Origin of the sequence: Bacillus sp. AFS002410, assembly GCF_002556365.1 — a bacterium.
Classification (GTDB): domain Bacteria; phylum Bacillota; class Bacilli; order Bacillales; family Bacillaceae_G; genus Gottfriedia.
Genome location: NZ_NUEU01000009.1, coordinates 148060 through 164304 on the forward strand (window position 1 = coordinate 148060; position 16245 = coordinate 164304).

At 35.1% G+C, this 16245-nt stretch carries 18 protein-coding genes and 1 tRNA gene; 1 reads left to right on the forward strand and 18 read right to left on the reverse strand.

Annotated features, from left to right (window positions below; translation table 11 throughout):
- Positions 1-348 precede the first annotated feature (348 nt).
- From chbG to CN692_RS08415, 12 genes are all read right to left on the reverse strand, one after another.
- Positions 349-1065, reverse strand: a complete 717-nt coding sequence (chbG, locus tag CN692_RS08365; RefSeq protein ID WP_098118703.1) for a chitin disaccharide deacetylase — start codon at positions 1063-1065, stop codon at positions 349-351.
- An 89-nt stretch (positions 1066-1154) separates the two neighbouring features.
- Entirely contained in the window at positions 1155-2492 is a 1338-nt protein-coding gene (locus tag CN692_RS08370; protein ID WP_098118704.1) for a 6-phospho-beta-glucosidase, read from the reverse strand.
- Positions 2493-2564: 72 nt separating this feature from the next.
- Complete coding sequence (locus CN692_RS08375; protein ID WP_179865602.1) at positions 2565-2885, reverse strand: PTS lactose/cellobiose transporter subunit IIA; 321 nt, start codon at positions 2883-2885, stop codon at positions 2565-2567.
- Between the two features lie 22 nt (positions 2886-2907).
- Positions 2908-4263 (reverse strand): PTS sugar transporter subunit IIC, encoded by a 1356-nt coding sequence (locus tag CN692_RS08380; RefSeq protein WP_098118705.1) that lies wholly within the window; start codon positions 4261-4263, stop codon positions 2908-2910.
- Positions 4264-4307: 44 nt separating this feature from the next.
- On the reverse strand, positions 4308-4610 hold the full coding sequence (locus CN692_RS08385; protein WP_098118706.1) for a PTS sugar transporter subunit IIB: 303 nt from the start codon (positions 4608-4610) through the stop codon (positions 4308-4310).
- A 404-nt stretch (positions 4611-5014) separates the two neighbouring features.
- Positions 5015-5332 carry a PTS lactose/cellobiose transporter subunit IIA gene (locus CN692_RS08390; RefSeq protein WP_098118707.1) on the reverse strand — a complete coding sequence of 106 codons (318 nt, stop codon included), beginning with the start codon at positions 5330-5332 and terminating at the stop codon, positions 5015-5017.
- Positions 5333-5357: 25 nt separating this feature from the next.
- A complete protein-coding gene (locus CN692_RS08395) occupies positions 5358-6713 on the reverse strand; it encodes a PTS sugar transporter subunit IIC (protein WP_098118708.1) in 1356 nt (451 codons plus the stop codon).
- A 43-nt stretch (positions 6714-6756) separates the two neighbouring features.
- Entirely contained in the window at positions 6757-7059 is a 303-nt protein-coding gene (locus CN692_RS08400) for a PTS sugar transporter subunit IIB (RefSeq protein ID WP_098118709.1), read from the reverse strand.
- 337 nt (positions 7060-7396) lie between these two features.
- A complete protein-coding gene (locus tag CN692_RS08405) occupies positions 7397-7690 on the reverse strand; it encodes a DUF6509 family protein (protein WP_098118710.1) in 294 nt (97 codons plus the stop codon).
- A gap of 308 nt (positions 7691-7998) precedes the next feature.
- Positions 7999-8154: a hypothetical protein gene (locus CN692_RS26095; RefSeq protein ID WP_179874397.1), complete on the reverse strand. Its 156-nt coding sequence runs from the start codon at positions 8152-8154 to the stop codon at positions 7999-8001.
- A gap of 194 nt (positions 8155-8348) precedes the next feature.
- Positions 8349-8421: transfer RNA gene (locus CN692_RS08410), tRNA-Arg, on the reverse strand.
- A 278-nt stretch (positions 8422-8699) separates the two neighbouring features.
- A complete protein-coding gene (locus CN692_RS08415) occupies positions 8700-10139 on the reverse strand; it encodes a 6-phospho-beta-glucosidase (RefSeq protein ID WP_098118711.1) in 1440 nt (479 codons plus the stop codon).
- Positions 10140-10511: 372 nt separating this feature from the next.
- Here CN692_RS08415 and clpP point away from each other — a divergent pair, with 372 nt between their 5' ends.
- Entirely contained in the window at positions 10512-11105 is a 594-nt protein-coding gene (gene clpP / locus CN692_RS08420; RefSeq protein WP_025568718.1) for an ATP-dependent Clp endopeptidase proteolytic subunit ClpP, read from the forward strand.
- A gap of 84 nt (positions 11106-11189) precedes the next feature.
- On the opposite strand, the gene CN692_RS08425 is transcribed toward clpP, so the two are convergent.
- The 6 genes from CN692_RS08425 to trxB all read right to left on the reverse strand — a co-directional run bounded on the left by CN692_RS08425 (position 11190) and on the right by trxB (position 16108).
- Positions 11190-11447, reverse strand: a complete 258-nt coding sequence (locus tag CN692_RS08425; RefSeq protein WP_025568719.1) for an HPr family phosphocarrier protein — start codon at positions 11445-11447, stop codon at positions 11190-11192.
- Positions 11448-11467: 20 nt separating this feature from the next.
- Entirely contained in the window at positions 11468-12418 is a 951-nt protein-coding gene (whiA, locus tag CN692_RS08430; protein ID WP_098118712.1) for a DNA-binding protein WhiA, read from the reverse strand.
- A 38-nt stretch (positions 12419-12456) separates the two neighbouring features.
- Entirely contained in the window at positions 12457-13425 is a 969-nt protein-coding gene (locus tag CN692_RS08435; protein WP_098118713.1) for a gluconeogenesis factor YvcK family protein, read from the reverse strand.
- Positions 13425-14309 carry an RNase adapter RapZ gene (gene rapZ, locus CN692_RS08440; protein ID WP_098118714.1) on the reverse strand — a complete coding sequence of 295 codons (885 nt, stop codon included), beginning with the start codon at positions 14307-14309 and terminating at the stop codon, positions 13425-13427. Before rapZ ends, CN692_RS08435 begins: the two co-directional genes overlap by 1 nt.
- 28 nt (positions 14310-14337) lie before the next feature.
- Positions 14338-14796: an NUDIX hydrolase gene (locus tag CN692_RS08445; RefSeq protein ID WP_098118715.1), complete on the reverse strand. Its 459-nt coding sequence runs from the start codon at positions 14794-14796 to the stop codon at positions 14338-14340.
- Between the two features lie 364 nt (positions 14797-15160).
- Entirely contained in the window at positions 15161-16108 is a 948-nt protein-coding gene (trxB, locus tag CN692_RS08450) for a thioredoxin-disulfide reductase (RefSeq protein ID WP_098118716.1), read from the reverse strand.
- Positions 16109-16245: the final 137 nt, after the last annotated feature.

Genomic DNA, 16245 nt, shown 5'->3' on the forward strand with positions numbered 1-16245 from the left:
GCGAGCCTGTGGGGTCTCAGCCTTCCCGCATATCCCATAGGAGTCGAGCCTCCTTCCGTTCCAATCAACTACTTCAATGTTTTCAGATTTTGGCTTTTTTAATTCATGAACCCTTTATGAGTTACGTATTTTCATATTTCCTCTCTTTTTTTAACTCATGGACTCTTTACGAGTATGTTATTACCAGCTTCATGCCTACTCATATCCTTCTTGAGGAAGTAAGTTTCATATTCACGGTACTTACCATAAGTATCTTCAATTTATTTATCAATATTGACTAGGTTTTATTTCAACAGTCTGAAGCCAGTTCCTATAATTTAGAAGGAACTGGCTTTTCTACATTCAATATTAATATTTTACTAACTCTACTCCCTCTGGAAGATTTGAGTTCGTTAAAATATCAAGTTCTGTTAATCGTTCAAAACAATACGAAGTGCCATTTTTCAAATGATTATCAACTAATGCAGGATGCACCATAATCTCGACTGACTCTACGCCTTTATTTATTCTTTCTTTTATTGTCTCGATATAATTTGCTGGAATTTCACTACCATAAAAATCAGTTAATAATTGATCAGTAAATGGTTTAATTCCGACTATTTGGCTTTCGGGAGAAACACGGACTGGAAGATCATACTTTTGAGATAGTTTCGCAATAACTGGGTGGAGAATAGGAATCATGTGTACATGGTGATGGCTATCTAGATGCGTAGGCTTCAAACCGAACGAAAGGAACTTTTGAATTTGCGCATCCCATTCCTTTTCTACTTCTTCTATATCAACAACTGGATGATCGTACCAATAACTGTTCTTAAGGAAAACGCCATTTTGATCTACAATTGTTTGTAAATCAGTTAATAACGGTTTGCCCGCTGTTAAGACAAGATGTACACCAAGTCCCAACGTAGGATGCAATTTTGCTAATTCAACTCCATGCTCCACAGCATACATATTCATCATCATCGTTGCAGAATTCACTATACCATTCAAATGTGCTTCAATAATACCGAAATTTACACCTTTTGAATATCCGTAGTCATCTGCATTTACAATAAGCTTTGTCATTTTTCATTCCCCTTTTCTTCAATCTACTAATTAAAAAGGGATGCCCTCGCACATTCGAGTTACATCCCTCACTTTAATCGATTAAAACGTTAATTCGCTGCTACTTTTTCGTTTTTGAAAAATTGAGGTAAATGCTCTTTGTGCGCTTCTAACATTTCATCTAAAATTTGTTTTGCTAAACTATCAGACCCAACTAGTGGATTAATACACATTGCAAGTAAAGCAGTTTTATAATCGCCAGTTACACCAGCTTCTGCAGCAACTCGCTCAAATGATTTAATTTGTTGAACTAAACCACGTACAGCCACTGGTAAATCTCCCATTGTTAGTGGTTTCGGGCCATCCTTTGTAATGACTGCACTTACTTCAACTGCACAGTCATCTGGTATAGAAGCAATCGCCCCATTATTCATTGTGTTAACAGGTTGAATATCACCTTTATTGTTATATAGAGATGATATTAATCGACATGCAGCATCACTATAATATGCTCCCCCACGCTTTTCTAATTGTGGTGGCTTAATACTTAAATTAGGATCTTTATATAATTCAAATAATGATTCTTCTAATTTTTTTACAACCTCAGCGCGAGTGCCATCTTTTTTCGCAGCCTCTAGTTCTTCCTCTAGCATTACTTTAGATTGATAGTAGTAACGATGATACGGACAAGGAATCGCTCCTAGTGCTTCAATGAAATCTGGATTCCAATCCATTGCCTTAATATTTTGCATCGTCATACTTTCAGTAGGTCGTGCAAACTCACTTACAACACGACTTGTAACATCTTCACCATCTAACAATACTTTCGTTCCGTAAACCATATGATTTAATCCCATGAAATCAATATGGACACGCTCAGGCTCTACATCTAGACCTTTTGCTATATTCATATGAATATGAATTGGTACATTACATAAGCCTACCACTTTACGGAAGCTTGTATATCTTAAAATCGCTTCAGTTAAAATGCCCGTAGGATTCGTAAAGTTCACTAGCCAAGCATTCGGACAAAGTTCTTCAATATCTTTTACAATATCTAAAATAACTGGAATTGTACGAAGTGCTTTAAACAGACCACCTGGACCATTTGTTTCTTGACCAATGACTCCATACTTTAATGGAATTCGCTCATCTTTCATACGAGCTTCAAGTAAACCTACACGGAACTGAGTAGTAACAAAATCAGCGTCTTTTAGAGCAGCGCGACGATCAAGTGTTAAATGAATTTCCATAGGAACTCCCGCTTTTTCTACCATTCTCTTTGCTAGACTTCCTACGATTTCAAGTTTTTCTCTACCTTCTTCAATATCTACTAACCAAAGCTCCCTAACAGGTAACTCATCATAACGTTTAATAAATCCTTCAATCAATTCTGGAGTATAACTTGAACCGCCACCAATTGTTGCTATTTTAATACCGTTTCTCATCTTCTTCACTCCTTCTATTTAATAGAAGAAAAGTAGTTCGTTCATTCTACAAAACTACTTTTCTAATTTCTCTTATTTGTTTAATTTTTCATGTAAGAAAAGAATTTCCATTACTAAATCTCTCATTGTTAGTGCATTCATTAAATGATCTTGGGCATGAATTAATAAAATACTCAACTGAATATTCTCTCCACGTGCTTCACTTTGAATTAATGATGTTTGTGTATGGTGAGCATGATTTAATTCTACTTTTGCCTCTTCAATCTTACTGTTTGCTTCTTCTAAATTACCCGCTCGAGCAGCTTGCATTGCTTCCATCAATGAGCTTTTTGCGTTTCCTGCGTGTAAGATTAATTGAACTGCTGTTTGCTCGATCGTCATTAAAGTACTCATTTCGTATCCTCCTCAAACTGCGTTACATGGCAGCACTTTGATTATTTGCTGCTTCTCTCATTTTTTTAGCTTCGACTCTTCCTTGCATTGCCACAAATGGTAGATAGATAACCACTGAGATAACTAAGTTAAATGCGGCTAAAGCTGCACCTGTCCAATGTCCACCTGTAATTAACCAACCACCTAAAATTGGCGGAGTTACCCAAGGAATGCTTGTTGTTACAGGATGAACTAATCCAAGGGAAATCGCTGAATATGATATAACTGTTAAGATAATTGGTGTACCTATAAATGGAATTAACCACATTGGATTTAATACGATTGGCAATCCGAAAAGAACTGGTTCATTGATTTGGAATAAACCTGGTGCTCCTCCTAATGCAATCATTTGTTTATTACGTTTTCTATTAATTAAGATCATTGAAATGATTAACCCTATCGTAGCACCTGATCCACCTAAGAAAACAAATGCATCAAAGAATTGGCCAGCCATTACATTGTATTCGCTCCACTTAGTAACACCTTTTGCTGCTAAATCAATATTTTCATTCCCTAAAGCTGTAAATAATGGTGTTGTAATTCCACCTAAAATATTTGGTCCATGTAGGCCAAGCATCCAGAAGAAATGAATGAAGAATGCGATACCGATTGCAAATGGTAATGAGTCAGCAGCATTTGTTAATGGTTTAACAAGCACTGAGCTTAACCAATCATTAAAATATACTCCATCAGATAAATATAATCGGAATAACAAACCAACAATTGCGATTACCAAAATTGTTAACATACCTGGTAACAGTTTCGCAAATGCTTTAGAAACCGCTGGTGGTACACCATCAGGTAATTTAATGACTAATTTTTTCACTTTAGATAAGCGGACAAAAATTTCTGTTGCGATAATTGCGACGATTATTCCAGTAAATAGTGCAGTTGAATTAGTATATGTTGAGTTTACTAATCCCCAAACACTACCAGTAGCTGTTTTTCCATTTTCTAATGTAACTGTCACTGTATTTAAAGTTTGTGGCACTAGCACAAAATATGATGCTAATGCTACAAGCATTGCTTCGAATCCCTCATCTCCATATGAGCGAGCCAATTTATATGCAATCCCTACAACTGCAAACACAGTCATAAATGCGAATGTTCCCCACCAAATGTCTCCACCTAGTGTCTTCCAATTTAGTCCAAAAAGTGCTTCCATCATCTTGTCGTAGCCTTTTATCGCTCCGCCTAGATTATTAAATAAAACTGCAAACGAACCTACCATTGTAATGGCAATCATACCGATTAACGCATCACGTATTGCTAACAAATGACGTTGGTTACCGAACTTTGCTGCAGCTGGCATTATATATCTTTCTACAAAATTTATCATTTTTTAAGGCTCCTTTTTGTTAATAATTCATGCAACAATAAATGCTATTTTTTTAAGCTAAGAGCTAATTCTAAAACAGCTTCACCGTTCATCAGTCCATAATGTACTGGATTGATCACATCAACTGGGATTCCTTTTGGCTCTGCAACTTTTTTCATCTCTGAAGCTAAATATCTTACTTGTGGCCCTAATAAAAGAACATCGGCTTTATCTAAATTTTCTTTTGCAGCATCACCTGATACTGCCCAAATTTTTGCTTCAATTCCTTTTGCTTTTGCTGCATCCTCCATTTTAGTTACTAGTAAACTAGTAGACATCCCTGCTGAACAAGCTAATAAAATATTCATTATAATTCCTCCAGTATCAGTTAATGTGTAGCGCTTACAATCTTTAGTAAGGAACTACCAATTTTTTTATTTTGTACACTCTTTATATAGCAAATGGCGTGCCAACTTTTTATCATTGCTTTAAAAATATTTATTTTCAACTTAAAGTCCTTGTCCTACAAGGATTTAAAATATTAATGGTTTTTTCTAAACCTTTCAAGGCTGCAGCTTAATTTTCTTAGTGTGTTGTATAGAATTGATAATTTTTCTAAAAATGAATTAGTGTGTTAACTACACGCTAGTGTGTTGCAGAATAGACACACAAATAATTTAGTGTTTTAAAACTCTATTGAATTCCTCTTAAATTATATACTTTTATAGAACAAAAAAGTGATGTAGAGCTTGTCTACACCACTTTTTGTTTATTATGAGATTTTCTCATGCAAGTATATAATCTCTTCCACTAAGTCCCTCGTTGTAAGAGTGTTCATTAAATGATCTTGTGCATGCACTAAAAGAATATTAATTTGATAGTGTTGCCCGCCCGCTTCACTTTGTATAAGTGAAGTTTGGGAATGATGAGCCAGCCTAAGTTCAGCATTTGCTTCGCTTACTTTCTTACGAGCTTCCTCAAACTCCCCCTCTCGAGCTTTATACATCGCTTCCATTAATAAACTTTTAGCATTACCTGAATGTAATATAAGCTGAAATGCAATTTGTTCATTGTTTGTGTCGGTAGGCATCTGCACTCTTCTCCTTTACATTCTATTAAACATTTAATGAGTTACTGCTCGTAGTTTCCGTTGATCTTTTAGCTTCCATTCTTTCTGCAACTACTACGAATGGCAAGTAAATAATAACAGAGATTACGGCGTTAACTAACGATAAAGCTGCTCCGCTCCAATGACCACCTGTTGCTAAATATCCGCCAATAACCGGTGGAGTTACCCATGGAATAGTTGAAACAACTGGGAATACGATATGCGATTGAACAGCTAAATAAGAAATAATTGTTAATACAATTGGAGTAAGGATAAATGGTACTAACCATACTGGATTTAATACAATCGGTAAACCGAAAATGATTGGTTCATTAATATTAAATAATCCAGGAGGTGTGCCTAAAGCAATCATCTGTTTATAACGTCTACGGTTAACGATAAACATTGCAATAATTAAACCAATTGTTGTTCCTGATCCGCCCATATACACGAATGCATCTAAGAATGGTCCTGCTAAAACTGAGTACTTATCTAAATCAGTAACTCCTTTTGCGTATAAGTCAATATTATGATTTCCTAAACTTGTTAATAATGGTGTCGTAATACCACCTAAAATATTCGGACCATGTAGTCCTAGTGCCCAGAAGAAATGAACAAAGAATGCAATTGCAACTGCAAATCCTAATGAATCAGCTGCATCAGTTAATGGTTTTACAAGAACTGAGTTTAACCAATCATTAAAGTATACTCCATCAGATAAATACAATCTGAATAATAAACCAACTAAAGCTACAATGAAGATTGTTAGCATACCTGGTAATAGTTTTGCAAACGCTTTCGATACTGCTGGTGGAACACCATCAGGTAATTTAATAACTAATTGCTTTACTCTAGCTAATCGTACAAAAATTTCAGTTGCAACAATCGCTACGATAATACCTGTAAATAAAGCTGTTGAGTTTAATGAATTCCAGCTAATAAATCCCCAAGCACTACCTGTAGCTGTTTTGCCTCCGTCTAATGTAACAGAAACTGCAGCTAATGATTGTGGAACAAGTACAAAATAACATGCTAATGCAACAAGCATAGCTTCAAAACCTTCATCGCCATAAGAACGTGCTAATTTATAGGCAATCCCTACAACTGCAAACACGGTCATAAATGCAAAAGTTCCCCACCAAATATCGCCGCCTAATGTTTTCCAGTTAGCACCGAAGACAGTTTCCATCATGTGATCGTAGCCGTGGATTGCTCCACCTAGATTATTAATTAAAGTCGCAAATGCTCCGATCATCGTAATTGCAATCATACCAATTAACGCATCACGGATAGCTAGCAAATGACGTTGATTTCCAAACTTCGCTGCTGCAGGCATTATATACTTTTCAGCAAAACGCATCATTCTGATACACCTTCTTTTCTCTCTAAATTTTTAATACCCCGTTTTATTTTTTCAAATTTAAAGCCATTTCTAACACAGCTTCACCATTCATCAATCCATAATGTACCGGATTAATAGTATCTACTGGAATCCCCTTAGGTTCAGCCAGCTTCTTCATCTCTGAGGCAAGATAACGAACCTGTGGTCCAAGTAGTAATACATCCGCTTTAGCTAAATTTTCTTTCGCTTCATCACCAGCAACAGCCCATATGTTGGCCTGAATCCCTTTTGCCTTTGCTGCTTGTTCCATCTTCGTGACCAGTAAACTAGTTGACATACCTGCTGAACATACTAATAGAATATTCATTCTCCACCTCCTACAAAATTTACCCAGCCATTGTAGCGCTTACATTTTTACAAATAATGACAAAAGAATTACGCGATACAAGGACAAGTTTTTTAATCAATTTAAATATTGCAAAATCTGTGCCAATTTTCTAAAAAATCTATTTATTTTAAAACCCAATAAAAAAACCTTGAGAAATCAAGGTTTTTAAAACTAATCATTTTTATTAAATTTTAGTGTTTCATTTGTGTGTAGCCATAAATCGTACTGTGTTAGCTAAAAGATAGTAGTGTGTTGGCGAATTAATGCGAAACACCCTAATTAAACCGAAAGTGTGTTATACTACAACACATTAAAATTATTCTTCAACTGTTAAATGAGACTTACAAAATTCAAATACTTCTTTCTCTTCATCTTCTTCCAAATCAAAATCTAAATAACTATTTGATTCAACCTCAAACAAGTCATATTTTATTAATCTAGACTCTTCACCATTTACACCAAAAAGTGCTTTTATGTATATTCCTTTTTCATTATATAATTCATCATCTTCTGGTACATCAATATAAAGAATAAATTCATATCGCTCCCCTTCAATGATGCCAAATGGATCTTTTATTTCTTCTACAGTGTATTCTGCAATAGTTAACACAAAAACATTCCCTTCAATATTAATATGTACTATTATACACAAAGAAATGAACAAAAAGAAAGACGCCTGCCGCAGCAGACGTCTTGATGCGTTTGAGGCGAGAGACCGGGCGGCCACATCCGCGCGTTTAGCTTGCGCATATCTCTCGTCTTACTCAAATTAGCTCATCGCAATAAGTAATATAACATATATTTTTGAAAAATGGTAGAGGAAAAAAATTCAAGCTATTAAAAACCCCATGCCAAATCTTTTAGAATCACGCGACACTATTATCCTTAGTATTGTTTTGGCTTTAAACATCCTCAATTTTATATACAGAATTTAATGATTTTTAGGTCGATAAAGTATTTTTTCTTCTTAGTTGTTGAGTATAGTTTATATGTTTCTGTGAATTTTAGTTCTCTTTCCATTTCTTCTTTATTGAATTTTGCTAGTTCCTCAAAAAACCATGAATTTATATCCATTTTGAAGGCCTCCTTTTTCTTACTTTAAATATATGACAGTAAGGTAAGGGAACCCATTCTTCATTGGATGGAGTTTTGATACATCTTTAGTTGTAGGTTAGAAGGAGGAGGATTATCAGTAGAAAAAAATAAAAACCGATTGATATTACTTCTGTTTTTAAACAGATAATATCAATCGGCTTTTTACTTTTTAGCGCGCTCGACAGGATTCGAACCTGCGACACACGGTACCGGAAACCGACGCTCTATCCACTGAGCTACGAACGCATATTTTATAAGGGTAGATAAGTATATTGTATAGGTCGCCCCAATCTCAGAAAGCTTATGCAAGTAGTGGCTCGATTGGTGCGCTGATGTTTCGCTACGAAGCTTATTCGGACGCGCTCTATCCACTGAGCTAGGAACGCATAATCAATATAGGTCAATTATATCTTTAGAAAGTTCTGACTGCAATGTTTTAGGTCTGTTTTCGGGTATGAAAATATTCTAAGAATATGAAAAGAAGAAGATGTGCTTTTGGTGCCTCCTCTTCTTTGGTTACTATTTTATAGGTTTTCACCGTTTGTTTTGATAACTTGTTGGTACCAGTAAAAGCTTTTTTTCTTGAGTCTTTTTAATGTACCTTTTCCTTCGTTGTCTTTGTCTACGTATATATATCCGTAGCGTTTTTTCATTTCACCGGTTCCTGCACTTACTAGATCGATTGGTCCCCAGCTTGTGTAGCCAATGATTTCGACGCCGTCTTGGATTGCTTCGGACATTTCTTTAAAGTGTGAGTTTAAATATTCGATTCGGTAGTCATCATTAATTGTGTCGTTGTCTTCAATTACATCAATTGCTCCTAGGCCATTTTCCACAATAAATAATGGTTTTTGGTAACGGTCGTATAATTGATTACATGTTATTCGTAATCCTTTAGGATCGATTTGCCATCCCCACTCTGAGGCTTTTAAATATGGATTTTTTATGGAGGCAAAGATATTTCCTTCAGTTAATTGACTTAATACTTCCGGATCAGTACTAGTGCAACGACTTGCATAATAACTGAAACCGATATAGTCCACCGTGTTATTTTTTAATAGCTCTTCATCATCTTTTTCCATTACTATATGTAAATCATTTTCTCTGAAATATCGTTTAGCATACCCAGGGTATTCCCCTCTTGATTGAACATCAATGAAAAAGTAGGATTCTCGGTCTTTTTCGATTGAGTTCCAAACATCGTTTGGATGACAAGTATAAGGATAGGTTGCACCTGCTGCTAGCATACAGCCAATTTGGCTATTTGGAATAATTTCATGACATGCTTTTACAGCTAAAGCACTAGCTACAAGTTGATGATGTGCCGCTTGGTAAAGAACTTGGTCTTTATCCTCACCTTCTTTAAGAATAATCCCTGCTCCAATAAAAGGTGCATGTAATAGCATGTTTATTTCATTAAATGTCATCCAATACTTAACTTTGTTTTTATATCTATCAAAGATTGTTCTTGTATACTTCTCATAAAAGTTGATCATTTCTCTATTTTTCCAACTACCGTATTTCTCTACTAAATGGACTGGCACATCAAAATGGCAAGTCGTGACAACTGGTTCAATATTATATTTTAATAGCTCATCAAAAACATCATCATAGAATTGGAGACCCTCTGCATTTGGTAATTCTTCATCTCCGTTAGGAAAAATCCTTGCCCATGCAATTGATAACCTTAAACATTTAAATCCCATTTCCGCAAACAGTGCAATATCTTCTTTATAACGATGGTAAAAATCAATTGCTTCATGTGAAGGATAGTATACTCCCTCTTTTAATGTTAAAGAGTCTATATTCCCTAACATAAACGAAAATCGTTCTTTACCAGTCGGTAATAAATCTACAGTCGTTAACCCTTTACCACCTTTTAAGTAAGCACCCTCTGCTTGGTTTGCTGCAATTGCACCACCCCAAAGAAAATTTGTTGGAAATGCGGAATGTAACTTATTCAATTTGGCTCTCCTCCTCTAGTAACTTTGTCTACTTTAACTCGATCGTATTTTCTAAGAAGCATTCCTGAAGAAATTGAATTATACTTAAAAAAATCCTTTTAGAATCATTTCTATATCTAGTCCTACCTCTCCTGCTCTTCGTAGTTTATTAGAATTTATACTACTCAAAAGAAAAACTAAATAAAGTTACGTTTAATAATAGGAAAAGTCGTTAATGATGTTGAAGTATTAGATAATCAGTATGTTATAAAAGGTCAATTGTTTTTAGGTAAAAGAATACATAAATAAAGCATCTCTTTTATTTGACCTTTTCTGACCTTAAAGGTATTATTGTATTAATCAATCTTTTGTTTTAAACAAGGAGGAGAAAAAATGAATTTAATCCCTACAGTTATTGAACAAACAAGTCGTGGTGAGCGTGCGTATGATATTTACTCTCGTCTTTTAAAAGACCGCATCATCATGTTAGGTAGTGCAATCGATGATAACGTAGCTAACTCGATCGTGTCACAACTTTTATTTTTAGCAGCAGAAGATCCAGATAAGGATATTTCATTATACATTAATAGCCCAGGAGGAAGTATTACTGCTGGTATGGCTATTTATGATACGATGAATTTCATTAAGCCTCAAGTATCTACAATTTGTATTGGTATGGCAGCTTCAATGGGTGCTTTCTTATTATCTGCTGGTGAAAAAGGTAAGAGATATGCTCTTCCGAATGCAGAAGTTATGATTCACCAACCATTAGGTGGTGCTCAAGGTCAAGCTACTGAAATCGAAATTGCAGCTAAACGGATCTTGTTCTTACGCGATAAATTAAACAAAATTCTTGCTGATCGTACTGGTCAACCATTAGATACGATTGAGCGTGATACTGAGCGTGATAACTTTATGACTGCAGACCGTGCTTTAGAATACGGATTAATCGATAAAGTAATTTCTAATACTGCAGCTATTAAATAATAATTAAAAAACTAGTCGTGATTTTCCGGCTAGTTTTTTTGTATAAAAAAATTGGACATCCACCTAAGTGAATGTCCAATATCATTAAATTTCTTCTCCAATAAAGTCCATTACTGCTTCCATTGCTTCAACTTCATCGTCACCAGTAACAGTAATTACTATTTCTTCTCCATGTGGTACAGCAAGACTCATAACGCCCATAATACTTTTTACGTTCACTTGTTTACCTTTATATGCTAGTAATACTTCTGAACGAAATCTTGTAGCGACTTGAACAAATTGTGCCGCTGGACGAGCCTGTATTCCAGTTTCTAATAGTACTCTCCCTTTTTTCTCAATCATTTTTTTACCTCTTAACTTATTTATTTTATTTTTATTGGTTCCCCAGCTCTTAGCTTATCAGCAATTTCATCAATTTTACGTAAACGATGATTAATTCCGGATTTGCTAATTGCACCGCTAGAAACCATTTCTCCTAATTCTTTTAATGTTACATCCTCATACGCTACTCTAAGCTCAGCAATTTCACGGAGTTTTGGTGGTAATATATCTAAACCGACGGAGCTTTGGATATAACGAATATTTTCGATTTGTCTGAAGGCTGCGCTAATTGTTTTATTTAAGTTCGCAGTTTCACAATTTACTAGACGATTAACACTGTTTCTCATATCTCTTACAATACGGATATCTTCAAACCTTAATAAGGCTGAATGAGCACCAGCAATGTTTAAAAACTCAGTGATTTTTTCTGCTTCCTTTAAATAAGTGATATAGCCTTTTCGTCTCTCTAATGTCTTCGCATTTAACCCGAATTCATTCATTAGACGGCAAATTTCTTCTGTATGCTCTTTATAAAGCGAAAAAATTTCTAAGTGATATGAGGATGTTTCTGGATTATTCACTGAACCACCAGCTAGAAAAGCACCTCTTAAGTAGGAGCGTTTGCAACACTTCTTTTCAATTAGTTCTTTTGCTATTTCATTCGTAAAAGTAAACCCTTCGCCTGTTATATAAAGATCATTTAAAATATGCTTAGCTTCTTCTTTTATTCGAACAATATAGACATTGTTCTTTTTAAGACGCATTTTTTTACGAACGAGTAATTCAACGTCCACATCATAAACACGTTTAATTAATACATATATTCTTCTAGCAATAGCTGCATTTTCAGTAACTACATCTACAATAAATTGGCGATTTGCAAATGATAATGAACCGTTCATACGAATTAAAGAAGACAGTTCCGATTTTGAACAACAATCTTTAATTTCTATTGTTGTTAACTCTTTTTTCGTTTCTGATGCAAAGGACATTTGAATCACCCCCTCCTTCGAACACTAAATATTTTTCATTATTCTTTTATTTTAGTCGGGATAAGGTCACATAAAATTTCTGCTAACTTTACAGTATCATGCCTGATTACATTATCATCATATTTAACGATTGACTTATGAACGACTTCTAGTTTTAAAGCATTTAGCTCATCCAAATCCGGTTTTACTTGTTGAGCATGTTCTTCTTTATAAAGTTCTAAAATGTTCTTTGGCATTGTACCTTCATTTACAATAATTGTATCGATAAAGCTTGAGTCTAAGTGTTCATACAAAGCTTTTACGTGATCACTAGCCGTATAATACAATGTCTCACCAGCTTGAGTCATAACATTACATACATATACTTTTTTAGCTTTTGAGGCTACAACTGCCTTCCCAATTTTAGTAACTAATAGATTTGGTAGAATACTCGTGTATAAGCTACCTGGTCCAATTACAATTAAATCTGCTCGTTCTATTTCATCAATGGCTTCTTTTAAAGGTTCAACATTGCTTGGAGCTAAAAATACTCTTTTAATTTTTTTACCTGAATACGGGATTTTAGATTCACCCGAAACAATTGTGCCATCTTCTAGTTCCGCTTTTAATACAACACTTTGGTTAGCAGCTGGAATAACTTTCCCTCTTACATTTAATACTCTTCTCATTTCAATGATTGCACGATAAAAATCGCCTGTAATGGCAGTCATTGCACTTAACATTAAATTCCCAAGTGAGTGTCCAGAAAGGTCTCCAGATGTAGCAAATCGATGCTGGAATAATTCTTCCAACATCGGTTCCACATCAGATAATGCGGCCAATACATTTCTTACATCACCAGGGGGTGGAATTTTTAATTCATCACGTAATCGTCCAGAACTTCCACCGTCATCTGCGACAGTTACAATTGCGGTAATATCAACGGGATGTTTTTTCAACCCACGAACTAAAACAGATAAACCCGTTCCGCCTCCAATTATTACTATTTTCGAACGTTGGCTAACCATTACTTATGGCTCCTTTTTTCAACATCTCGATGGCTAATATTCGTATCATATTGGTCCTTATAGTAGTTAGCTAAATACTCCGCTAGAGTAACAGAGCGATGCTGTCCACCTGTACATCCAATCGCAATTATTAACTGACGTTTACCTTCTCTTTTGTATTGGGGTAACATAAAACTAATTAAGTCAATTAATTTCAGCATGAACTCAGTTGTCTCATTAAATTTAAGTACATAAGAGGAGACCTCTTCATCTAAGCCTGTTAGTGGACGCATTGATTCAATATAAAATGGGTTTGGTAAAAAGCGTACATCAAAAACTAAATCCGCATCAATCGGTATGCCATACTTAAAACCGAATGACTGAATATTTACTGAAAAACCTTCTTGCTCATTTTCTCTAAACTGTTTTATTATTTTTTCTCTTAATGTTTTAGGTTTTAAATCTGAAGTATCATAAATTAATTGTGCACGTCCTTTTACTTCCGCTAAAAGTGTGCGTTCCATCTCAATTCCTTTTAACGGAGAACCAGTTGGAGAAAGTGGATGTGAACGACGCGTTTCTTTATAGCGAGTAACAAGAGCAGCATTCGTTGCATCTAAAAATAATATTTGAGGGATGATCGAAGGAGTAGACATTAATTGATCTAACGAATTCCCTAATTGATCAAAGAATTCTCTTCCTCGTAAATCCATTACAAGAGCAACTTTATCCGTTGTATTATGATCTGGGTCCTTTAATAGCTCTACAAATTTTGGAAGTAAAGCCGGAGGAAGATTGTCAACACAGAAATAACCGATATCTTCTAACGCTTGAACAACAACAGTCTTTCCAGCACCTGACATTCCAGTTATTATAACCATTTTCACATGTGATTTTGCAGGCATTTAATTCAACCCTTTCTATGAATTTAGGTTAACTAGGATTTAATCGATATCTTAATAATTCAAAATCTGGCGTATATACAAAGGTACCATGCAAGATTTCTGTACCCTGAAGTAAATAATCAATAATGTGATAATCACCTTCAGCCATAGGAAGTTTCTTCACTTCATCTATTGCATGCCAGCGAAGAATGCCTTCTTCACATTCATCTTGATTTTGACCATCATACTCGGTAGCCAAAAATGAGAACATCATCCACTCATTCACTACCTTAGCATCTTCTTCTATAATAATTGTAAAAACACCTTTTAATTTTGGGTTTTTTAAGTAAACACCTGTTTCTTCACGATATTCTCGTACAACTGCTTCTCTAATATTTTCACCTGGCTCCATCTTGCCGCCGGGTGCAACCCACCAGTTTCTTCTAGGTTTTTGTAGCAAGAGGATATTATTTTCATTTAACAAAACACAATGTGTAACTCTTTGCATTTTTTATACCTCACTTACAATTTCGACTTGCAGTTGGTTGAAACTGCCCAATCTATATTATACCGTTAAACCTGTCTAACAACAACTTGTTAGGAGCAGGAATTAGGGGTGGAAAAGCTCTAGGATTTGGAAATAATTTCAAGAATTGGATATACTGTTGGGGAACTAAATTTACACAAAAAAAGGGAACATGGACAAGCGCATATCCATGTTCCTATATATATTAGGGGGCTCTCTGGTTATTAAATATATTACAGTATCTATGTTTCAGTATAGTTACACCCTAATTACATGTAAGTTTCAGAATATTACAATTGTATACACAATTCAAATAAATTGGCAACAATCATATTTTAATGGTAGATTACTTCGTTTTAGCTAACTCTTCCATTAATTCTTCAATATAATGTTGTACTGCTTGAGCAGCAATACTTCCGTCTCCTGTAGCTGTTACAACTTGACGTAATGTTTTTTCACGAACATCACCTGCAGCAAAGATTCCTGCTACTTTTGTTTCCATTACATCATTTGTTTCGATATATCCATTTTCATTCGTAATGCCTAAGCTTAAGAATGGTTTTGTTAATGGAAGCATTCCGATATAAATAAATACTCCATCTGTTTTAAATTCAGATTCTTCTCCATTTTGAGTATCAACAAGTGTTACGCTACTAACTTTACCGTCAGTTCCGTTAACCTCCTTGATTGTTGAATTCCAAACGAATGAAATTTTTTCATTTGCAAATGCACGGTCTTGAAGAATTTTTTGAGCACGTAATTGATCACGGCGGTGTACGATTGTAACTTTAGAAGCGTAGCGAGTTAAATATACGCCTTCTTCAACCGCTGAGTCTCCTCCACCAATGACAACTAATTCTTTATCTTTAAAGAATGCTCCATCACAAACAGCACAGTAAGATACACCGCGTCCGCCTAGTTCTTGTTCACCCGGAACGCCAATTTTCTTGTACTCTGCACCAGTAGTAATAATAACTGCACGTGTTTTATATTCTTTTTTACCAGCAACGATCGTTTTGTATTCTTTGCCGTCGATAATTTCTTTTATGTCTCCATAAGCGTATTCAGCACCAAATTTTTTCGCGTGGTCAAACATTTTATTTGATAAATCAGGACCTAAAATACTATCAAACCCTGGATAATTTTCAATTTCTTCAGTATTTGCCATTTGTCCACCAGGAATACCACGTTCCATCATTAATGTAGAAAGATTAGCACGAGATGTATATACAGCTGCAGTCATCCCTGCAGGACCAGCTCCAATGATTATAACATCATAAATTTTTTCTTCCATTTCTTAATCACTCCTTGTACTTTTATGGCTAATTGCCCTAGTTCATTTAACTACCACTATCCTAATACGCGACAACATAAAACAACAAATCATATGCTCATAATATAGAAAACTCGTTGATTGACGAGCCTTTATAC